The following is a 14,611-nucleotide window of genomic DNA, read 5'->3' as shown; positions in this document are numbered from 1 at the left end:
CGTGGCCAGTCAGTTTCAAAATCGTTTAGTCGGAGCCATTGTTCTGGTGGCAATCGGAGTCATCGTTCTGCCGGATATTCTGGATACCCAGAAAAAGCATCAGCAGGATTTTGCCGCGATCCCGTTAAAGCCATCTTTGCAGGAGCCGGAGAACTCGCCGGACTTACCGCCAGCGATGAACCAACCGCTGCATCCACTCCCATCAGGACAGCCGGACTTGCCGGCCACCGTGGATCCGATGCAGGGGAATAATTCGGCGCATACCGCCAATAACGGGGCGACAGATGTTGCGCCGCCACCGGTCGCGCCAACCACTACTGCGTCAACAAACACTGCGCCAGCTAAACCGGTGAATCCGCCGGTGGTCAGTAAGCCGCAGCCTGTGAAGCCGGCTAAGCCGGTGGAAGTGGCTAAAGTGCCGGAGAAGGTGGTGGAAAAGGCGCCGGAGAAACCAAAACCGGAGCCGGCACCATCGGGTAAAGCTTACGTGGTACAGCTGGGCGCGCTGAAAAACGCGGACAAGGTGAATGAAATCATCGCCAAGTTACGTTCGTCGGGTTACAAGGCGTATAGCCAACCGTCGCCAGCGGCTGCTGGTCAGTTGAACCGCATCTATGTCGGGCCGGACACCTCGAAAGAGAAATTGGTCTTCGCTTTGGATGATATGCAGCGAATTACCGGCTTGCGCGGCCAGGTTCGTAGCTTCGATCCGGTGCGGCCATAAAAGCCGGTTTTACCGTCAAATTCACATACGCAAACGTTTTCTTTTTCTGTTAGAATGCGCGCGACAGACGCGCCGGGATAAATATGGACTGGGTTGATTACGCAATTTTGGGTGTTATTGGTTTTTCTGCGCTGGTAAGTCTGATCCGCGGGTTTGTGCGGGAAGCACTCTCGTTGGTGACTTGGGTGGTCGCATTTTTCGTCGCCAGTAATTTTTATACCGAACTTGCTCTGTATTTCACCCAGTTCCAAGACCCGATGCTGCGCAACGGGCTGGCTATTGCGGCGCTGTTTGTTGCTACCTTGATTGTGGGTTCAGTGGTGAACTATGTGATTGGTCAGCTAGTGGAAAAGACCGGATTATCCGGTACTGATCGGGTGCTAGGAATTTGTTTCGGGGCGCTGCGCGGGGTGTTGATTATTGCCGCCTTGCTGTTCTTCCTCGACTCCTTTACCGACTTTTCCAAGGCTGAGTGGTGGCAGAAGTCCAGACTGATCCCGCAGTTCGGGATTGTCATTCAGTGGTTTTTTGAATACCTGAAAAACTCATCCAGTTTCCTGCCTAAACTTCCTATGTAGTAATTCCTATGTAGTGATACGGCAGGGGGCACCTGTAGAGGAAATGAGGAAACATGTGCGGTATTGTCGGTATGGTCGGTTTCACCCCGGTCAATCAGTCCATCTATGATGCGTTAACACTGCTTCAGCACCGGGGTCAGGATGCCGCAGGCATCGTGACCATCGATAGCCAGAATGCCTTTCGCTTGCGAAAGGCTAATGGACTGGTCAAGGATGTATTTGAGGCGCGGCATATGCAGCGGCTGCAAGGTAATGTAGGGATTGGCCACGTGCGCTATCCTACCGCCGGCAGCTCCAGCGCCTCCGAAGCACAACCCTTCTACGTAAACTCCCCTTTTGGTATCACTCTGGCGCACAATGGCAACCTCACCAACGCCATTGAACTTAAGCAAAAATTGTTTGAAGTGGCACGTCGCCACGTCAACACCACCTCAGACTCCGAAGTGCTGCTCAACGTACTGGCTAACGAGCTGGATCGCTTTGAGCATTACCCGCTGACCAACCAAGATGTGTTCGCGGCGGTACGCGCGCTGCACCGTCATGTGCGCGGCGCTTACGCCTGTGTGGCGATGATCATTGGTCACGGGATGTTGGCGTTTCGTGACCCGAACGGTATTCGTCCGTTGGTACTAGGCAAACGATTGCTGGATGATGGCCGCACCGAATACATGGTGGCCTCAGAGAGCGTGGCACTGGATGCGGTCGGCTTTGAGTTCGTGCGCGATGTGGCGCCGGGCGAAGCGATTTACATCACCTTTGATGGCGCGCTGTACACTGAGCAGTGCGCGGAGAATCCGCAGATTTGCCCGTGTATTTTCGAGTTTGTCTATTTTGCGCGCCCTGATTCGTTTATCGACAAAATTTCGGTTTATAGCGCCCGCGTGCGCATGGGTCAGCGCCTGGGTGAAAAGATCGCACGGGAGTGGGAAGATCTGGATATCGATGTGGTGATCCCGATCCCTGAGACATCATGTGATATCGCGCTGGAGATCGCGCGGATCTTAGACAAGCCGTACCGTCAGGGCTATGTGAAAAACCGCTATGTTGGCCGTACCTTTATCATGCCCGGACAGCAAATTCGTCGTCAGTCCGTACGGCGTAAGCTGAACGCGATTAAATCCGAGTTTCGCGGTAAAAACGTGTTGCTGGTGGATGACTCCATCGTACGCGGTACCACCTCGGAGCAAATCGTTGAGATGGCGCGCGAAGCCGGGGCTAAGCGGGTGTATTTTGCCTCCGCTGCGCCAGAAATTCGCTTCCCGAACGTGTACGGCATCGATATGCCAAGCCCACACGAGCTGATTGCCTATGGCCGTGAAGTGCCGGAAATCGCGCGGATGATTGGCGCCGATGCGCTGATTTTCCAAGATTTGAGCGATCTGGTAGCCGCGGTACGCGAAGAGAATCCAGAAATTCAGCGCTTTGAAACCTCGGTCTTTAACGGCGTGTATATCACGCAGGATGTTGACCAAGGCTATCTGGAATACCTTGATTCCTTACGTAACGATGATGCCAAGGCGCAGCTGCAAAATACCTCCAGTTTGGAGCTGCATAACGAGCGCTAATATCCGAACGGATTAAGCTGAATATCGCGCCTCACGCCGCATCTCTGACGTTGAGCCTGTTTCCCGTATGGGGAAGCAGGCTTTTTTTATGGTTAGCGCCAAGCCGGGTGAGTTAGCTTGGCGCTAACCAGAGCAGAGCGATCGCTGCTGGTCGGCGCTTTGGCTGCTGTGGTATAACAGCCAAGATTGTTAAGGGGGATGCATGCAATTAAGCACGGTAGCCGCTTATCTGGCGGACCATCAAGTGATGGCGCTGGCGGTACAAGATCATGAAGGTGCATGGAGCGCTCCGGTTTATTACGCCGTGTTGGATGGCGATAAATTGATTTTCCTCTCGCGCCTTGATAGCCGACATGGGCAGGCGTTGCTGCATCATCCACAGGCGGCTTTTAGTATCTATTCCGATGCCTGTCAGTGGACTGAAATCCGCGGCTTGCAGGGGGAAGGGCAAGTACGTTTGTTGCAAGGCGACGCGCGCGATCGTGCCAAGCAGGGCTATCTAGAGCGTTTTGCATTCATCGCCCAAGATCCGCAGCTGTTGCAGTCAATGAACAAAGTCAGCTGGTTTGAGCTAGAGATCAACACGCTGTTGTGGCTGGATAATCAGAATGGGCTGGGGCAGCGAGTGGCCATTGACGTTAAATCAGAGAGATTCAAACAGGTATGGAACGCACGCGTTTAATCGTCGGAATTTCAGGAGCCAGTGGTGCTCAGTACGGCATCCGTTTATTGCAGGTGTTGCAGCCACTCGCGCAGATTGAAACGCACCTGATCATCAGTCAGGCCGCCCGGCGTACGATCGCACTGGAAACCGATTTTTCGCTGCGTGAGGTGACGGCGCTGGCGGATGTGTACCATGATGTGCGCGATATTGCCGCTTCGGTCTCTTCTGGCTCATTTCGTACCGCAGGAATGGTCATTTTGCCGTGCTCGGTAAAAACCTTATCGGGCATAGTGCACAGCTACGCTGATGATTTATTGGTGCGTGCCGCCGATGTGGTGTTAAAAGAGCGTCGTACCTTGGTGTTAGGGGTGCGCGAGACACCGCTGCATCTGGGACATTTGCGCTTGATGACACAAGCGGCAGAGTTAGGCGCAGTGATCATGCCGCCAGTGCCAGCCTTTTATCATCGTCCACAAACCTTGGATGACATTATTGACCAGACCGTTAACCGAGTGCTGGATCAGTTTGCTATTGAGTTACCGCAAGATCTGTTTCGCCGTTGGCAAACGCCGGAATAACCGCACGCTTATCGGGCAGCAGCAAGGTGCTCTCTTGCTGCTGTCTTCACGTTTTTCTCTACGTCTGTCTTCAGCGCTTCCTCACTGACCCCACTTGACTGACCCTAGGTGACCCACCACTCTTGGTGATTAATGAGTCTTTTCCCACTCTTTAGACTGACTGTTCACTTTTTCTGCGCGGCAGTGGCGTGGATACATCCAGAGTGAGCGGTACTTCTCACAGTGATTTAAAGCGTAAGAAAACGTTTGCGGTGAATTTTTGTTCAGTTAATCTGCAATGGCTATACATATTTTCTGTACATGATATTGTGATGCCGCTTTTAGTTTGTCTCTCTAAATTTTTGCGCAATCGTTTACCTAAGGAACTGGTTCATGGCAACGAACCCTTCGTCATCCTCCTCGCGTGAGGACGCAACCCGTAGTGCAATGGATAACTATTTTCTGATTTCCGAGCGTGGTAGTTCGGTTCGTCAGGAGATCATTGCCGGCTTAACCACCTTTCTGGCGATGGTGTACTCCATCATCGTTGTACCAAACATGCTGGGCGCAGCTGGCTTTAATCAGGGCGCGGTATTTATTGCTACCTGTTTGGTTGCGGCTTTCGGCTCTTTGCTGATGGGTCTGTGGGCCAAATTGCCGATGGCGATTGGCTGTGCTATCTCGCTGACTGCATTTACCGCGTTTAGCTTGGTATTGGGACAAAAAATTAGCATCCCTGTAGTGCTGGGGGCGATTTTCTGGATGGGGGTTCTGTTTACCCTGATCAGCGTCACCGGTATTCGTCAGTGGATTTTACGTAACCTGCCGACCGGGATTGCGCACGGTGCGGGCATCGGTATCGGTCTGTTCCTGCTGCTGATTGCGGCGGACAGCGTGCATCTGGTGGTGAAAAATCCTAATGCCGGCCTCCCAGTACAGTTTGGTGAGTTTACCTCTTTCCCTGTGATCATGAGTCTGCTGGGTCTGTCTGCGATTTTTGGTTTGGAGCGTCGCCGCGTACCGGGCGGGATCCTGATGGTGATTATCGCTATCTCCATTTTGGGGCTGATTTTCGATCCGAACGTGAAGTTCAACGGTTTCTTCGCCATGCCAAACCTGTCTAGCGAAGGCGGTGCGTTGATTGGCCAGTTTGATCTGATGGGCGCATTGAGCCCGCTGGTGATCCCGAGTGTATTGGCATTGGTGATGACGGCGGTATTTGATGCCACCGGTACGATTCGTGCGGTAGCCGGTCAAGCTAATCTGCTGAACGAGCGTGGCCACATCATCAATGGTGGTAAAGCGCTGACGGCTGACTCTGTCAGCAGCATTTTCTCCAGCTTTGTGGGCGCGGCACCGGCTGCGGTTTATATCGAATCTGCCGCCGGTACGGCTGCGGGCGGTAAAACCGGTCTGACGGCAACGGTGGTCGGCGTGTTGTTCCTGCTGATGATTTTCTTGTCACCGCTGAGTTACTTAGTGCCATCCTACGCCACGGCGCCGGCGCTGATGTACGTGGGTCTGCTGATGCTGAGCAATGTGGCTAAGCTGGATTTCAGTGACTACGTGGATGCGTTGTCTGGTCTGCTGTGCGCGGTATTTATCGTACTGACCTGTAACATCGTGACCGGTATCATGCTGGGCTTTGCGTCACTGGTGATTGGCCGTATTTTTGCTGGTGAGTTTAAGAAGCTTAACCTTGGTACTGTCATCATCGCCATCGCGTTAGTGGTGTTCTACGCAGGTGGCTGGGCTATCTAAGTCTGTGCTGTCAGTTTGGTGGCCGCATTAAGTTCGCGGCCACTGCGTACCGAGTGCGACGACGGCAATAAGCCGATAAAGCCACACCGTGGCAGTGCGATAGAGTGCCATGCACTTTACCAAGCACAGTCTTTCCAAGCCTTGTCTTAACAAACTTTGTCTTACAAAGTGCCGCGAGTCGAACAATAGATAACAAAAAGGGGCGTACACATCGTGTACGCCCCTTTTTTACGTCATTCACGCACGGCATGAAGACTTCAGATAATATTGCGTTAGGCTGAGTGGATAATGGTCGTTATTCACTGACTTCGTTGGTGGCGTCTTTATACAGCTTGGATAACAAATCTTTGCTGATAAAGAAAACCAACAGCGGCAGGAGCACCAATAATACCAGTACACTGATCCGTGCTAGCCAAAATGGCATTTGGAAATTAAAGACCAGTGCAAAAGTCAGCCATTTGACAGTGTCCCAGATATCAATGAGCAGTGTTTCACTGCTTGTCTGCTTAATCAGGCCCAGCATAAGTACAATCAGAACAAATGCTGCAATGCTTGATACCACAGGAATCCAATACTTTTTCACAAGATGTCCTTGGCCTGTCGAATGTAACACGAGCCGAATTTTAACCCGATTGGCGCACGTAACGCTAAAGTTTTTTTGCAAAATGTTTCCATCGGTTTTGAGATGCGTATCAAACAATAGTTTCATCTGTCAGCGAAGCATGAAAAAAACAATGCAAATTAATGCGTTACGATTGTCTTTTTTATGCTGCATAAAAGAGTTATTTTTATTTATCATACAAATAAAAACGGTTCGCTGTTACGTTTTTATCCTGCTATGGGGTGTCGTCCCGATGTCAAACTGCACGTATTGAGTGCATTGCTTTCTTTTCTTCTCGAGTGGGTTTGGAATTACGTTGAGGTTAGAGTGTGGCAATAATTCCATCCTGAAATAATTTCTATTTTTGTTATCTCCTTATCCTTGAGATTATTTGTTGTGGTTTGTTTTTCGAACCATGCGTATTTCAGTAGTACTGGATAATACCCACGGTGATGCTTTTAGTTTTTTACTCATATACGTCGAGTGTTTATTCATAGAATCTGAAAAATTGTCGATGTATTGGCGACCATGGGAAATTAGCTGCTAATACCATGGTTCTCTTAACAAGAAAGATCAGGAAGTCAGTGGTAAATGATGCAGCAGAGTATGAGTGATATGTATTGCCGAGGTATCCATCTTATCGTTGCGAGAAAGATGATATTTTTTGCGCGTTACAGACACAGAACAAAAATGATTCATGGCTAACATCATCGTTGAAGTTTCAAGTATTTAACCACCACTGGCTATGAATGTGTGCGCATAACTGTTTCAGAAATTCAATGAGTGTTTCTATCGGCAAGTCGGTGTGGAAACCGCGCTCCTGTCTGGATGAAAAATGTACCCGCGGGTGTGCTAAACCTAGCGAATCAGCTAAAAAACGCTTATGATTTCGCCGTTTGATGCACAAAGAAACTGTGCACAAAGAGTTATGTACAAATAAATATGTACAAAAAACGAGGAACAAAGAGCTATGCGCAAAATGCGCAGTTTTTTATGAGGTGACTGTTATGACGAATAAAGTGGAAACCGGTAGAGGTAAAATTCAAGACAACGCGCTCAAAGCACTGGTAACAGGTCCTGTGTTTCAGCAGCGAGTAGAGCGTAATCGTAAAGGGAAAGGCGCTTACCAGCGCAAAGAGAAACATGCGCGTGGTTGGGAGGCCAGCCGTAAATTACACTGAGATGGCAGTGTATTTACGCCTGACCTCCCGATAACACGAATTATGCGCGGGTCATGATAAATTCAGGATGGCCGGTATACATGTTCACTTGTTCACCTTGAATGGTGAAACCATGCTTTTTGTATAAACGCACGGCATCGAAATTTTGCGCGTAGACGCTCAAATGCAGGTCGTCTTGCTGGGCGATCGCATGTTGCAGCAGCTCTGAGCCGATCCCGTTTTGCTGATGTTTGGGATCGACAAACAGCGCCGCCAGTTTATTTTCCAGCAGGCTGTAAAAGCCTTTCACCTCATCGTCCTCACAATAGACCCATGTTGAGGATGCAGGCAGATAGTCATTGCGTACGGTATCAATCTTACTGTGCCAGTAATCCGGCTCGACAAAATCGTGTGCATCAATCGATGCGGCCAGCCACAGATTAATGACGGTATTCATATCGTCGGCAGTAAACGCTCTAATCATCTCGGTCAGGTCCTTTGCTGTGATGGGCATGTTGGCAGTGTAACAAGCTCGCTACGCGTTTTGCTGTGATGGATATCTCGCAACTTAATCGATTCAGCGGCTTTTTATACCAATTCGGAGCAAGAATGCCGGTCAGGTCACAGGATAAAGTGATAGACCGCCGAATGGCGGTCTAGAGAGTGTGAGGAATAGGCAAATCTGTGCTTATTCGGTCGCATATCATCGCCGGCAACATACGCGGTTACGCTGTGCTGGCAGTGAGCGAGTTAGCGCAATTGCTGCTGCGCCCAAGCCAGTCCGCTTTGGTATTCCGCAGGCAGAAGCGGTTGTAACGCTTGCAGCGCCGCACACAGCTGCTGTGGCTCAGGGTGGGTCAAATTGATGTGACCCAGTTTGCGTCCGGCGCGCACTTCTTTGCCGTACCAGTGCAGACGGGCCAGCGGCACGCTTAGCCAGTCAGTATTGAGCGCTGTACCAATCAGATTGATCATCACGGCTGGGGCACTGACGACCGGTGTTGGTAGCGGTAAGTCTTGCAGGGCGCGGACATGCAGCTCGAACTGGCTGGCGGATGCGCCTGCTTGTGTCCAGTGGCCACTGTTGTGTACGCGCGGCGCCAACTCATTGATCAGTAACTGATCGCCCAGCACAAAGCATTCCATCGCCATCACGCCAACATACTCGAGTGCATGCATCAGGCTGCCCAACATCTGCTCGGCTTGGCGCTGCAAATGTGCAGGGATGTGCTCAGGGCGCGCGACGCTAGCGCGCAAGATCCCGTCTTGGTGCAGGTTGCGTGTCAGTGGATAGAACACGCACTGACCATCGCGACTGCGCGCACCGACTAACGATACTTCCGACTCAAACGGGATCATCTGCTCGACAATGCAAGCGCCGTACATCTCGGTTGGGAAACTGTCGGTATTCTGGGAATGGATCCGCCACTGACCGCGGCCGTCATAACCACCGGTGCGGCGTTTGACCATCACGGTGTCGCCCAAACGGGCAAACAGCGCGGTCCAATCGTGCGGCGTGTCGAGGGCTTGCCACGGCGAGGTGGCTAATTGCAGGCTATCGATCAGCTGCTTTTGGGTTTGCCGATCAGCCAGACGCGGGAAGGTGTGTGGATTGACAAAGCCAGGGTGCTGGCTCAGCGCACGGGTCAGTGGGGTATCTGGCCACTGTTCAATCTCGGCGGAGATCACCGCGTTGTCTGGCAACTGCGGTGGGGTGTCATCAAACCCGCACGGTGTAACCGAGATGGCAAGCGGCGCGGCGGCTTGCTGTAGCATGTTGCCGAGTTGGCCGTTACCTAAAACCCAAACCGGTTTCATGCCTCCTCCCGCGGATCGGGGTTATTGAGTACCGCGTCAGTTTGCGCGTCGCGCCAGGCTTGCAGACGCGTGCGCAGTGCTTGATCGTGCAGTGCCAGAATTTGTGCCGCCAGCAAACCGGCATTGGCGGCACCCGCAGTGCCGATAGCGAGCGTGGCAACTGGAATGCCTTTGGGCATTTGTACAATCGACAGCAAGCTGTCTAGCCCGTTTAAGCTGGCGCTTTTGACCGGCACACCCAGTACCGGTAACACGGTTTTTGATGCCAGCATACCTGGCAAGTGGGCAGCACCACCGGCGCCAGCAATGATCACCTGAAAACCCGCGGCAGCAGCGTTACCGGCAAAATCCATCAGTTTATCGGGGGTGCGGTGGGCGGAGATGACTTCGGTGTGAAACGGAATGTCCAGTGCAGTTAAGATATCAGCGGCGGCTTGCATGGTAGCCCAGTCGCTTTTAGAACCCATAACAACAGCAACGTTAGGTTGCATGGTTGAAAACTCCTGTAATCCGGTACTCATTGGGATGCTGACCAGGGTTGTCGCTGGTGTGCGAGGACAACCGCTGCGGGCGGCAAGAATAACATGAACTGCAGATGAGGAAAACGTTTGCGTCACTACGTGCGCAAAACGAAAATGTGTGACGGAGGTCGGATCAGATCGGCAGAAACGGCGTCAACAGTGGGTTTTAAGGGGATTAGCCGTATAATGTGCGTCAGTATGATGGATAACAATAACGAACATAAACAATAATGAGCCAGACCAACAATGAACTTTTTGCCGACATCCGCCCGTATCATGATGCGGAAGTCGCGCCGGTCTTAGCCGGCATCCTCAGTGATGATGAATTTATTCATGCTATCTGCCGTTTTCGCTATCCGCGGTTGTCGCGTTGGGCCGGCTGGTTGCTGAAACCGGTAGTGCGTTATGTACTGCAGCAGCGTGCGCGTAGTATCACCAGCGTGCGGGCGTTCCAGCAAATCGTTGAACGCTATATGCAGCACATGATTGATACCACCACCGATGGTGTGACCTACAGCGGCTTGGAAAATCTCACCCCTGGTGAGTCGTATCTGTTTATCTCCAACCACCGCGATATTGCGATGGATCCAGCGCTGGTAAACTGGGGCTTGTACCACAATGGCCATGATACAGTGCGCATTGCGATCGGCGATAACTTGCTGCGTAAACCGTATGCCTCAGACATTATGCGTCTGAATAAGAGCTTTATCGTGAAGCGTTCGGCCAAAGGCGTGCGTGAGATGTTGGCCGCGTTTACCGAGTTGTCCGCTTATATTCGCCACTCTTTGGATGAGAAGCAGTCGATTTGGATTGCTCAAAAAGAAGGGCGCGCGAAAGACGGTAATGATCAGACAGATCCTGCGATTTTGAAAATGTTCTATATGAACGGCAAAAAGCAACAGATCCCGATGGCGGACTATTTTCGCAGTCTGAATATCGTGCCGGTGGCCATCTCTTATGAATATGATGCCGGCGAAGTGGAGAAGGCGGCGGAGCTGGCGCAAAAGGCGCGCGGTGAGACCTATGTTAAAGCCGAATTCGAAGACTTAGACAGCATTGTGAAAGGGATTGTCGGCTATAAAGGTCGGGTGCAGGTGTCATTTGGCCCGGTGATGCGCGAAGAGATGAACTCACCGGAAGAGTTGGCGGCGTGGATAGACCAGCATATTACTGAGCAATATCATCTGTTCCCGTCCAATTTATTGGCGGCTGGGATCAGCGATGAGATCAGCGTAGAAAAGCAGCAAGAATTTGCGATGCGCATGAGTCAGGTGCCAGCTGAATTGCGTGAGCGAGTAGAGCGTTGTTATGCCTTGCCAGCCTGCAAGCAGCGTGGTTTGCCATTGCCGCCGGAGCCACATGACGAAAGCGCAGCATGAGAAAAGTGCCGCGTGCAGAATAGCGCAATGTAGAACTCGCTAGGCGCAACATCGGAATACGTAGGTAGACATAAAACGGGCTCAATGAGCCCGTTTTGCTTTTCTACTGTTTGGCAGAGATTCGGTGTGCGGACATCACGCTTAGGGCAACGACCGAGTAGTGCTGGCGTGAGCGATAAAACGCGGGGCGGCGCGGGATTTATTGGTCGCGCGGCGCAAAAGGCAGCACGTCGAGGCGCACGCCATCAGGGCTGACACGCAGCATCGAGCCTTGCTGATACCAATCACCTAGCACAATACGCTCGGCGGGCTCGCCATCTAATTGCCAGTGATGGATATATGGGCGATGCGTGTGGCCGTGGATCAACCGGCGCACGCCGGCGCTGCGTAGCGCGTTATCCACGCTACTGGCATTCACATCCATGATGGACGCACTTTTTTGCTGGTTGTGACGGCTGCTTTGTTGGCGCATTTTCGCGCCGATCCGCTGCCGCCAGCTAAGCGGTAAGCGGCGGAACAGCCATTGTAACCACGGCAGATGGACACGCTGACGAAAGCGTTGATAGGCTTCATCGTCGGTGCAGAATGTATCGCCGTGGGCAATCAGTGTCGGGGTGCCGTACAGGTCAATCACGGCAGTTTCCGGCAGCAGGATCATGCGGCAGCGGCGCGCGTAGGCCTCACCGAGCAGAAAGTCTCGGTTGCCATGAATAAAGTACACCGGGATCCCCTGCTGGTGCAGGTGCAAAAAGGCCTCAGCCACTTGCTGCTGCAATGGGGTCTCTTCGTCGTCGCCGATCCAATATTCAAACAGATCGCCTAGCACATACAAGGCATCGGCAGCCGGCGCCTTATGTTGCAGGAAATCCAGCAGGGCCGCCGTGATCTCGGGCTGGGCCTCGCTTAGGTGTAAATCAGCAATAAACAACGTCGTACGCATAATCCGGTTTCATCAACCTGTCTTCACAGGGGAGTTATCAGGTAAAGCTCGAAAGTAACAGGGGGCATTACGCCCCCTGCTTATAATATCGGCAACAGTAACAGAAAAATTACTCGCTGACAGTCACGCTGTTGATGATCACTTCATCACGTGGCACGTCTTGGTGGTAGCCGTAAGAGCCGGTAGACACGCCTTTGATCTTGTCAACCACGTCCATACCTTCAACCACTTCACCGAACACGCAATAACCCCAACCGTCACGGTTTTCCGCGCGGAAGTTCAGGAAATCGTTGTCAGCAACGTTGATGAAGAACTGGGAAGAGGCTGAGTGCGGATCCATAGTACGTGCCATGGCGATGGTGCCACGCTTGTTCTTCAGACCGTTGTTAGCTTCGTTTTTGATGCTGGCTTTGGTCTCTTTCTCAACCATGCCAGGCTCCATGCCGCCGCCTTGGATCATGAAACCGTCGATCACGCGATGGAAAATGGTGTTGTTGTAGAAACCTTCACGGCAGTAGTCTTCAAAGTTCTTGGCAGTGATCGGTGCCTTTTCGTGGTTCAGTTGCAGAACGATGTCGCCGTGGTTGGTGTGCAAAGTGATCATCTGATGCTGTCCTTTGGAGTTATCAGTTTGGCTGTAGCTGGCGTGCTGAACAGACGATATATCTGGATGACACACCGGCCTAGTCCGGTTACGGGCCGCAAATGGCCCGATCAGGCTCGGGATTGTACCCAAATGGCGCGGCCGGGGAAACCGGCATACCGGCTGTACGCTCTAAATGACAGCAGCGAAACGGACCGATCCCACTTTCCAGTATAAGTCAGCTTGCATTGGGGCTGTTTTCTGGGTTCAATACCCTGATTATGCTCATCATCCCACAAGCAAACGGGTATTTATACGATGCTGAAAATTTACAACACGCTGACACGACAAAAAGAAGAATTTAAGCCGATCCATGCAGGAAAGGTTGGCATGTATGTGTGTGGGGTGACCATTTATGATCTCTGTCATATCGGCCATGGCCGCACCTTTGTGGCATTCGATGTGGTGGCGCGTTACTTGCGCTATCTGGGGTACGACCTGACCTTCGTGCGTAACATCACGGATGTGGACGACAAGATCATCAAACGAGCGGCAGAAAACGGTGAGACCTGTGATCAGCTGACCGAGCGTCTGATTGCCGATATGCATGCCGATTTTGATGCGCTGAACATGCAGCGTCCGGATATCGAGCCGCGTGCGACCAAGCATATTGCCGAAATTATCGAAATGGTACAGCGTCTGCTGGATCGTGGTCATGCCTACGTGGCTAGCAACGGCGATGTGATGTTCTCGGTTGATACCTTTAAAGATTACGGCAAGTTATCACGTCAAGATCTGGAGCAGTTGCAAGCCGGTGCACGCGTGGATGTAGATGAAGCCAAACGTAATCCAGTGGATTTCGTGCTGTGGAAGATGTCTAAGCCGGGTGAGCCGAGCTGGACTTCGCCGTGGGGCGCGGGTCGTCCGGGTTGGCACATTGAGTGTTCGGCGATGAACAGCAAGCAGCTGGGCGAGCACTTCGACATTCACGGCGGTGGCTCCGATCTGATGTTCCCGCACCATGAAAACGAAATCGCGCAATCTTGCTGCGCCCATGACACACCGTATGTGAACTACTGGATGCACTCGGGCATGGTGATGGTAGATCGCGAGAAGATGTCCAAATCGCTGGGTAACTTCTTTACCATCCGTGATGTGCTGAACCACTACGATGCGGAAACCGTGCGTTATTTCCTGATGTCTGGTCACTATCGTAGCCAGCTGAACTACAGCGAAGAGAACTTGAAGCAAGCGCGCACTGCGCTGGAGCGTCTGTACACTGCGCTGCGTGGTCTGGATCTGAGTGCGGCACCAGCTGGTGGTGAAGCGTTTGAAGAGCGTTTCCGTACGGCGATGGATGACGATTTCAACACGCCAGAAGCCTATTCCGTGCTGTTTGATATGGCGCGTGAAGTGAACCGCCTGAAAGCCGATGATCTGGCGGCGGCTAACGCTCTGGGGGCGGCACTGCGTCAGTTAGCCGGTGTATTGGGTCTGCTGCAACAAGATCCAGAAGTGTTCTTGCAAGGCGGCGCTAGCGCCGATGATAGCGAAACGGCAGAAATCGAAGCGCTGATCAAAGCGCGTAACGATGCGCGTGCGGCGAAAGATTGGCCGGCGGCAGATGCGGCACGTAACCGTCTGACTGAGATGGGCATTGTGCTGGAAGATGGTCCGCAAGGGACAACATGGCGTCGTGCTTAATCGTAACTGATGCGTTGTCTGCATAAGAAAATAAAAAAAACCGCCGTAAGGCGGTT

The 14,611-nt window shown here is 52.2% G+C and carries 15 protein-coding genes; 9 read left to right on the top strand and 6 right to left on the bottom strand.

Going from position 1 to position 14,611, the window contains the following annotated elements; all coding sequences use genetic code 11:
• Position 1: 1 nt before the first annotated feature.
• The 6 genes from dedD to L975_RS08295 all read left to right on the top strand — a co-directional run bounded on the left by dedD (position 2) and on the right by L975_RS08295 (position 5,849).
• The gene (gene dedD / locus L975_RS08320; RefSeq protein WP_039046039.1) at positions 2 to 724 is read left to right on the top strand and encodes a cell division protein DedD; all 723 of its coding nucleotides are present in this window, start codon (positions 2 to 4) and stop codon (positions 722 to 724) included.
• 83 nt (positions 725 to 807) lie between these two features.
• Complete coding sequence (cvpA, locus tag L975_RS08315) at positions 808 to 1,302, top strand: colicin V production protein (RefSeq protein ID WP_010862117.1); 495 nt, start codon at positions 808 to 810, stop codon at positions 1,300 to 1,302.
• A gap of 53 nt (positions 1,303 to 1,355) precedes the next feature.
• On the top strand, positions 1,356 to 2,867 hold the full coding sequence (purF, locus tag L975_RS08310) for an amidophosphoribosyltransferase (RefSeq protein ID WP_010862116.1): 1,512 nt from the start codon (positions 1,356 to 1,358) through the stop codon (positions 2,865 to 2,867).
• A 202-nt stretch (positions 2,868 to 3,069) separates the two neighbouring features.
• Positions 3,070 to 3,549 carry a pyridoxamine 5'-phosphate oxidase family protein gene (locus L975_RS08305; RefSeq protein WP_047708105.1) on the top strand — a complete coding sequence of 160 codons (480 nt, stop codon included), beginning with the start codon at positions 3,070 to 3,072 and terminating at the stop codon, positions 3,547 to 3,549.
• Positions 3,531 to 4,109, top strand: a complete 579-nt coding sequence (locus L975_RS08300; protein ID WP_010862114.1) for a UbiX family flavin prenyltransferase — start codon at positions 3,531 to 3,533, stop codon at positions 4,107 to 4,109. The genes L975_RS08305 and L975_RS08300 overlap by 19 nt, the downstream gene beginning before the upstream one ends.
• A gap of 426 nt (positions 4,110 to 4,535) precedes the next feature.
• Entirely contained in the window at positions 4,536 to 5,849 is a 1,314-nt protein-coding gene (locus L975_RS08295) for an NCS2 family permease (RefSeq protein WP_010862113.1), read from the top strand.
• A gap of 295 nt (positions 5,850 to 6,144) precedes the next feature.
• On the opposite strand, the gene L975_RS08290 is transcribed toward L975_RS08295, so the two are convergent.
• The gene (locus L975_RS08290) at positions 6,145 to 6,432 is read right to left on the bottom strand and encodes a hypothetical protein (RefSeq protein ID WP_047708104.1); all 288 of its coding nucleotides are present in this window, start codon (positions 6,430 to 6,432) and stop codon (positions 6,145 to 6,147) included.
• Positions 6,433 to 7,457: 1,025 nt separating this feature from the next.
• On the opposite strand from L975_RS08290, the gene L975_RS17650 reads away from it, so the two are divergent.
• Positions 7,458 to 7,631, top strand: coding sequence for an alternative ribosome-rescue factor A (locus L975_RS17650; protein ID WP_010862111.1), 174 nt, complete (start codon positions 7,458 to 7,460; stop codon positions 7,629 to 7,631).
• A gap of 40 nt (positions 7,632 to 7,671) precedes the next feature.
• Here L975_RS17650 and L975_RS08285 read toward each other — a convergent pair whose 3' ends face one another.
• The 3 genes from L975_RS08285 to purE form a co-directional block, all read right to left on the bottom strand.
• Positions 7,672 to 8,094, bottom strand: a complete 423-nt coding sequence (locus L975_RS08285; protein WP_039046042.1) for an N-acetyltransferase — start codon at positions 8,092 to 8,094, stop codon at positions 7,672 to 7,674.
• Between the two features lie 266 nt (positions 8,095 to 8,360).
• Positions 8,361 to 9,428, bottom strand: a complete 1,068-nt coding sequence (gene purK / locus L975_RS08280) for a 5-(carboxyamino)imidazole ribonucleotide synthase (protein ID WP_047708103.1) — start codon at positions 9,426 to 9,428, stop codon at positions 8,361 to 8,363.
• Positions 9,425 to 9,919, bottom strand: coding sequence for a 5-(carboxyamino)imidazole ribonucleotide mutase (gene purE, locus L975_RS08275; RefSeq protein ID WP_047708101.1), 495 nt, complete (start codon positions 9,917 to 9,919; stop codon positions 9,425 to 9,427). The genes purK and purE overlap by 4 nt, the downstream gene beginning before the upstream one ends.
• A 260-nt stretch (positions 9,920 to 10,179) precedes the next feature.
• Between purE and L975_RS08270 the strand changes: the two genes are divergently transcribed.
• A complete protein-coding gene (locus L975_RS08270) occupies positions 10,180 to 11,328 on the top strand; it encodes a 1-acyl-sn-glycerol-3-phosphate acyltransferase (RefSeq protein ID WP_052181354.1) in 1,149 nt (382 codons plus the stop codon).
• A 199-nt stretch (positions 11,329 to 11,527) separates the two neighbouring features.
• On the opposite strand, the gene lpxH is transcribed toward L975_RS08270, so the two are convergent.
• Positions 11,528 to 12,268, bottom strand: a complete 741-nt coding sequence (gene lpxH, locus L975_RS08265; protein ID WP_047708099.1) for a UDP-2,3-diacylglucosamine diphosphatase — start codon at positions 12,266 to 12,268, stop codon at positions 11,528 to 11,530.
• 109 nt (positions 12,269 to 12,377) lie between these two features.
• Positions 12,378 to 12,872 carry a peptidylprolyl isomerase B gene (gene ppiB, locus L975_RS08260; protein WP_010862104.1) on the bottom strand — a complete coding sequence of 165 codons (495 nt, stop codon included), beginning with the start codon at positions 12,870 to 12,872 and terminating at the stop codon, positions 12,378 to 12,380.
• 297 nt (positions 12,873 to 13,169) lie between these two features.
• Here ppiB and cysS point away from each other — a divergent pair, with 297 nt between their 5' ends.
• On the top strand, positions 13,170 to 14,555 hold the full coding sequence (gene cysS, locus L975_RS08255; protein WP_047708097.1) for a cysteine--tRNA ligase: 1,386 nt from the start codon (positions 13,170 to 13,172) through the stop codon (positions 14,553 to 14,555).
• The last annotated feature ends 56 nt before the right edge of the window (positions 14,556 to 14,611 follow it).

The organism is Plesiomonas sp. ZOR0011, assembly GCF_000800945.1.
Taxonomy (GTDB): Bacteria; Pseudomonadota; Gammaproteobacteria; order Enterobacterales; family CAMTGL01; genus Plesiomonas; species Plesiomonas shigelloides.
Note: the sequence above shows the minus strand (reverse complement) of the source record. Positions and strands in the feature narration are given on the sequence as shown.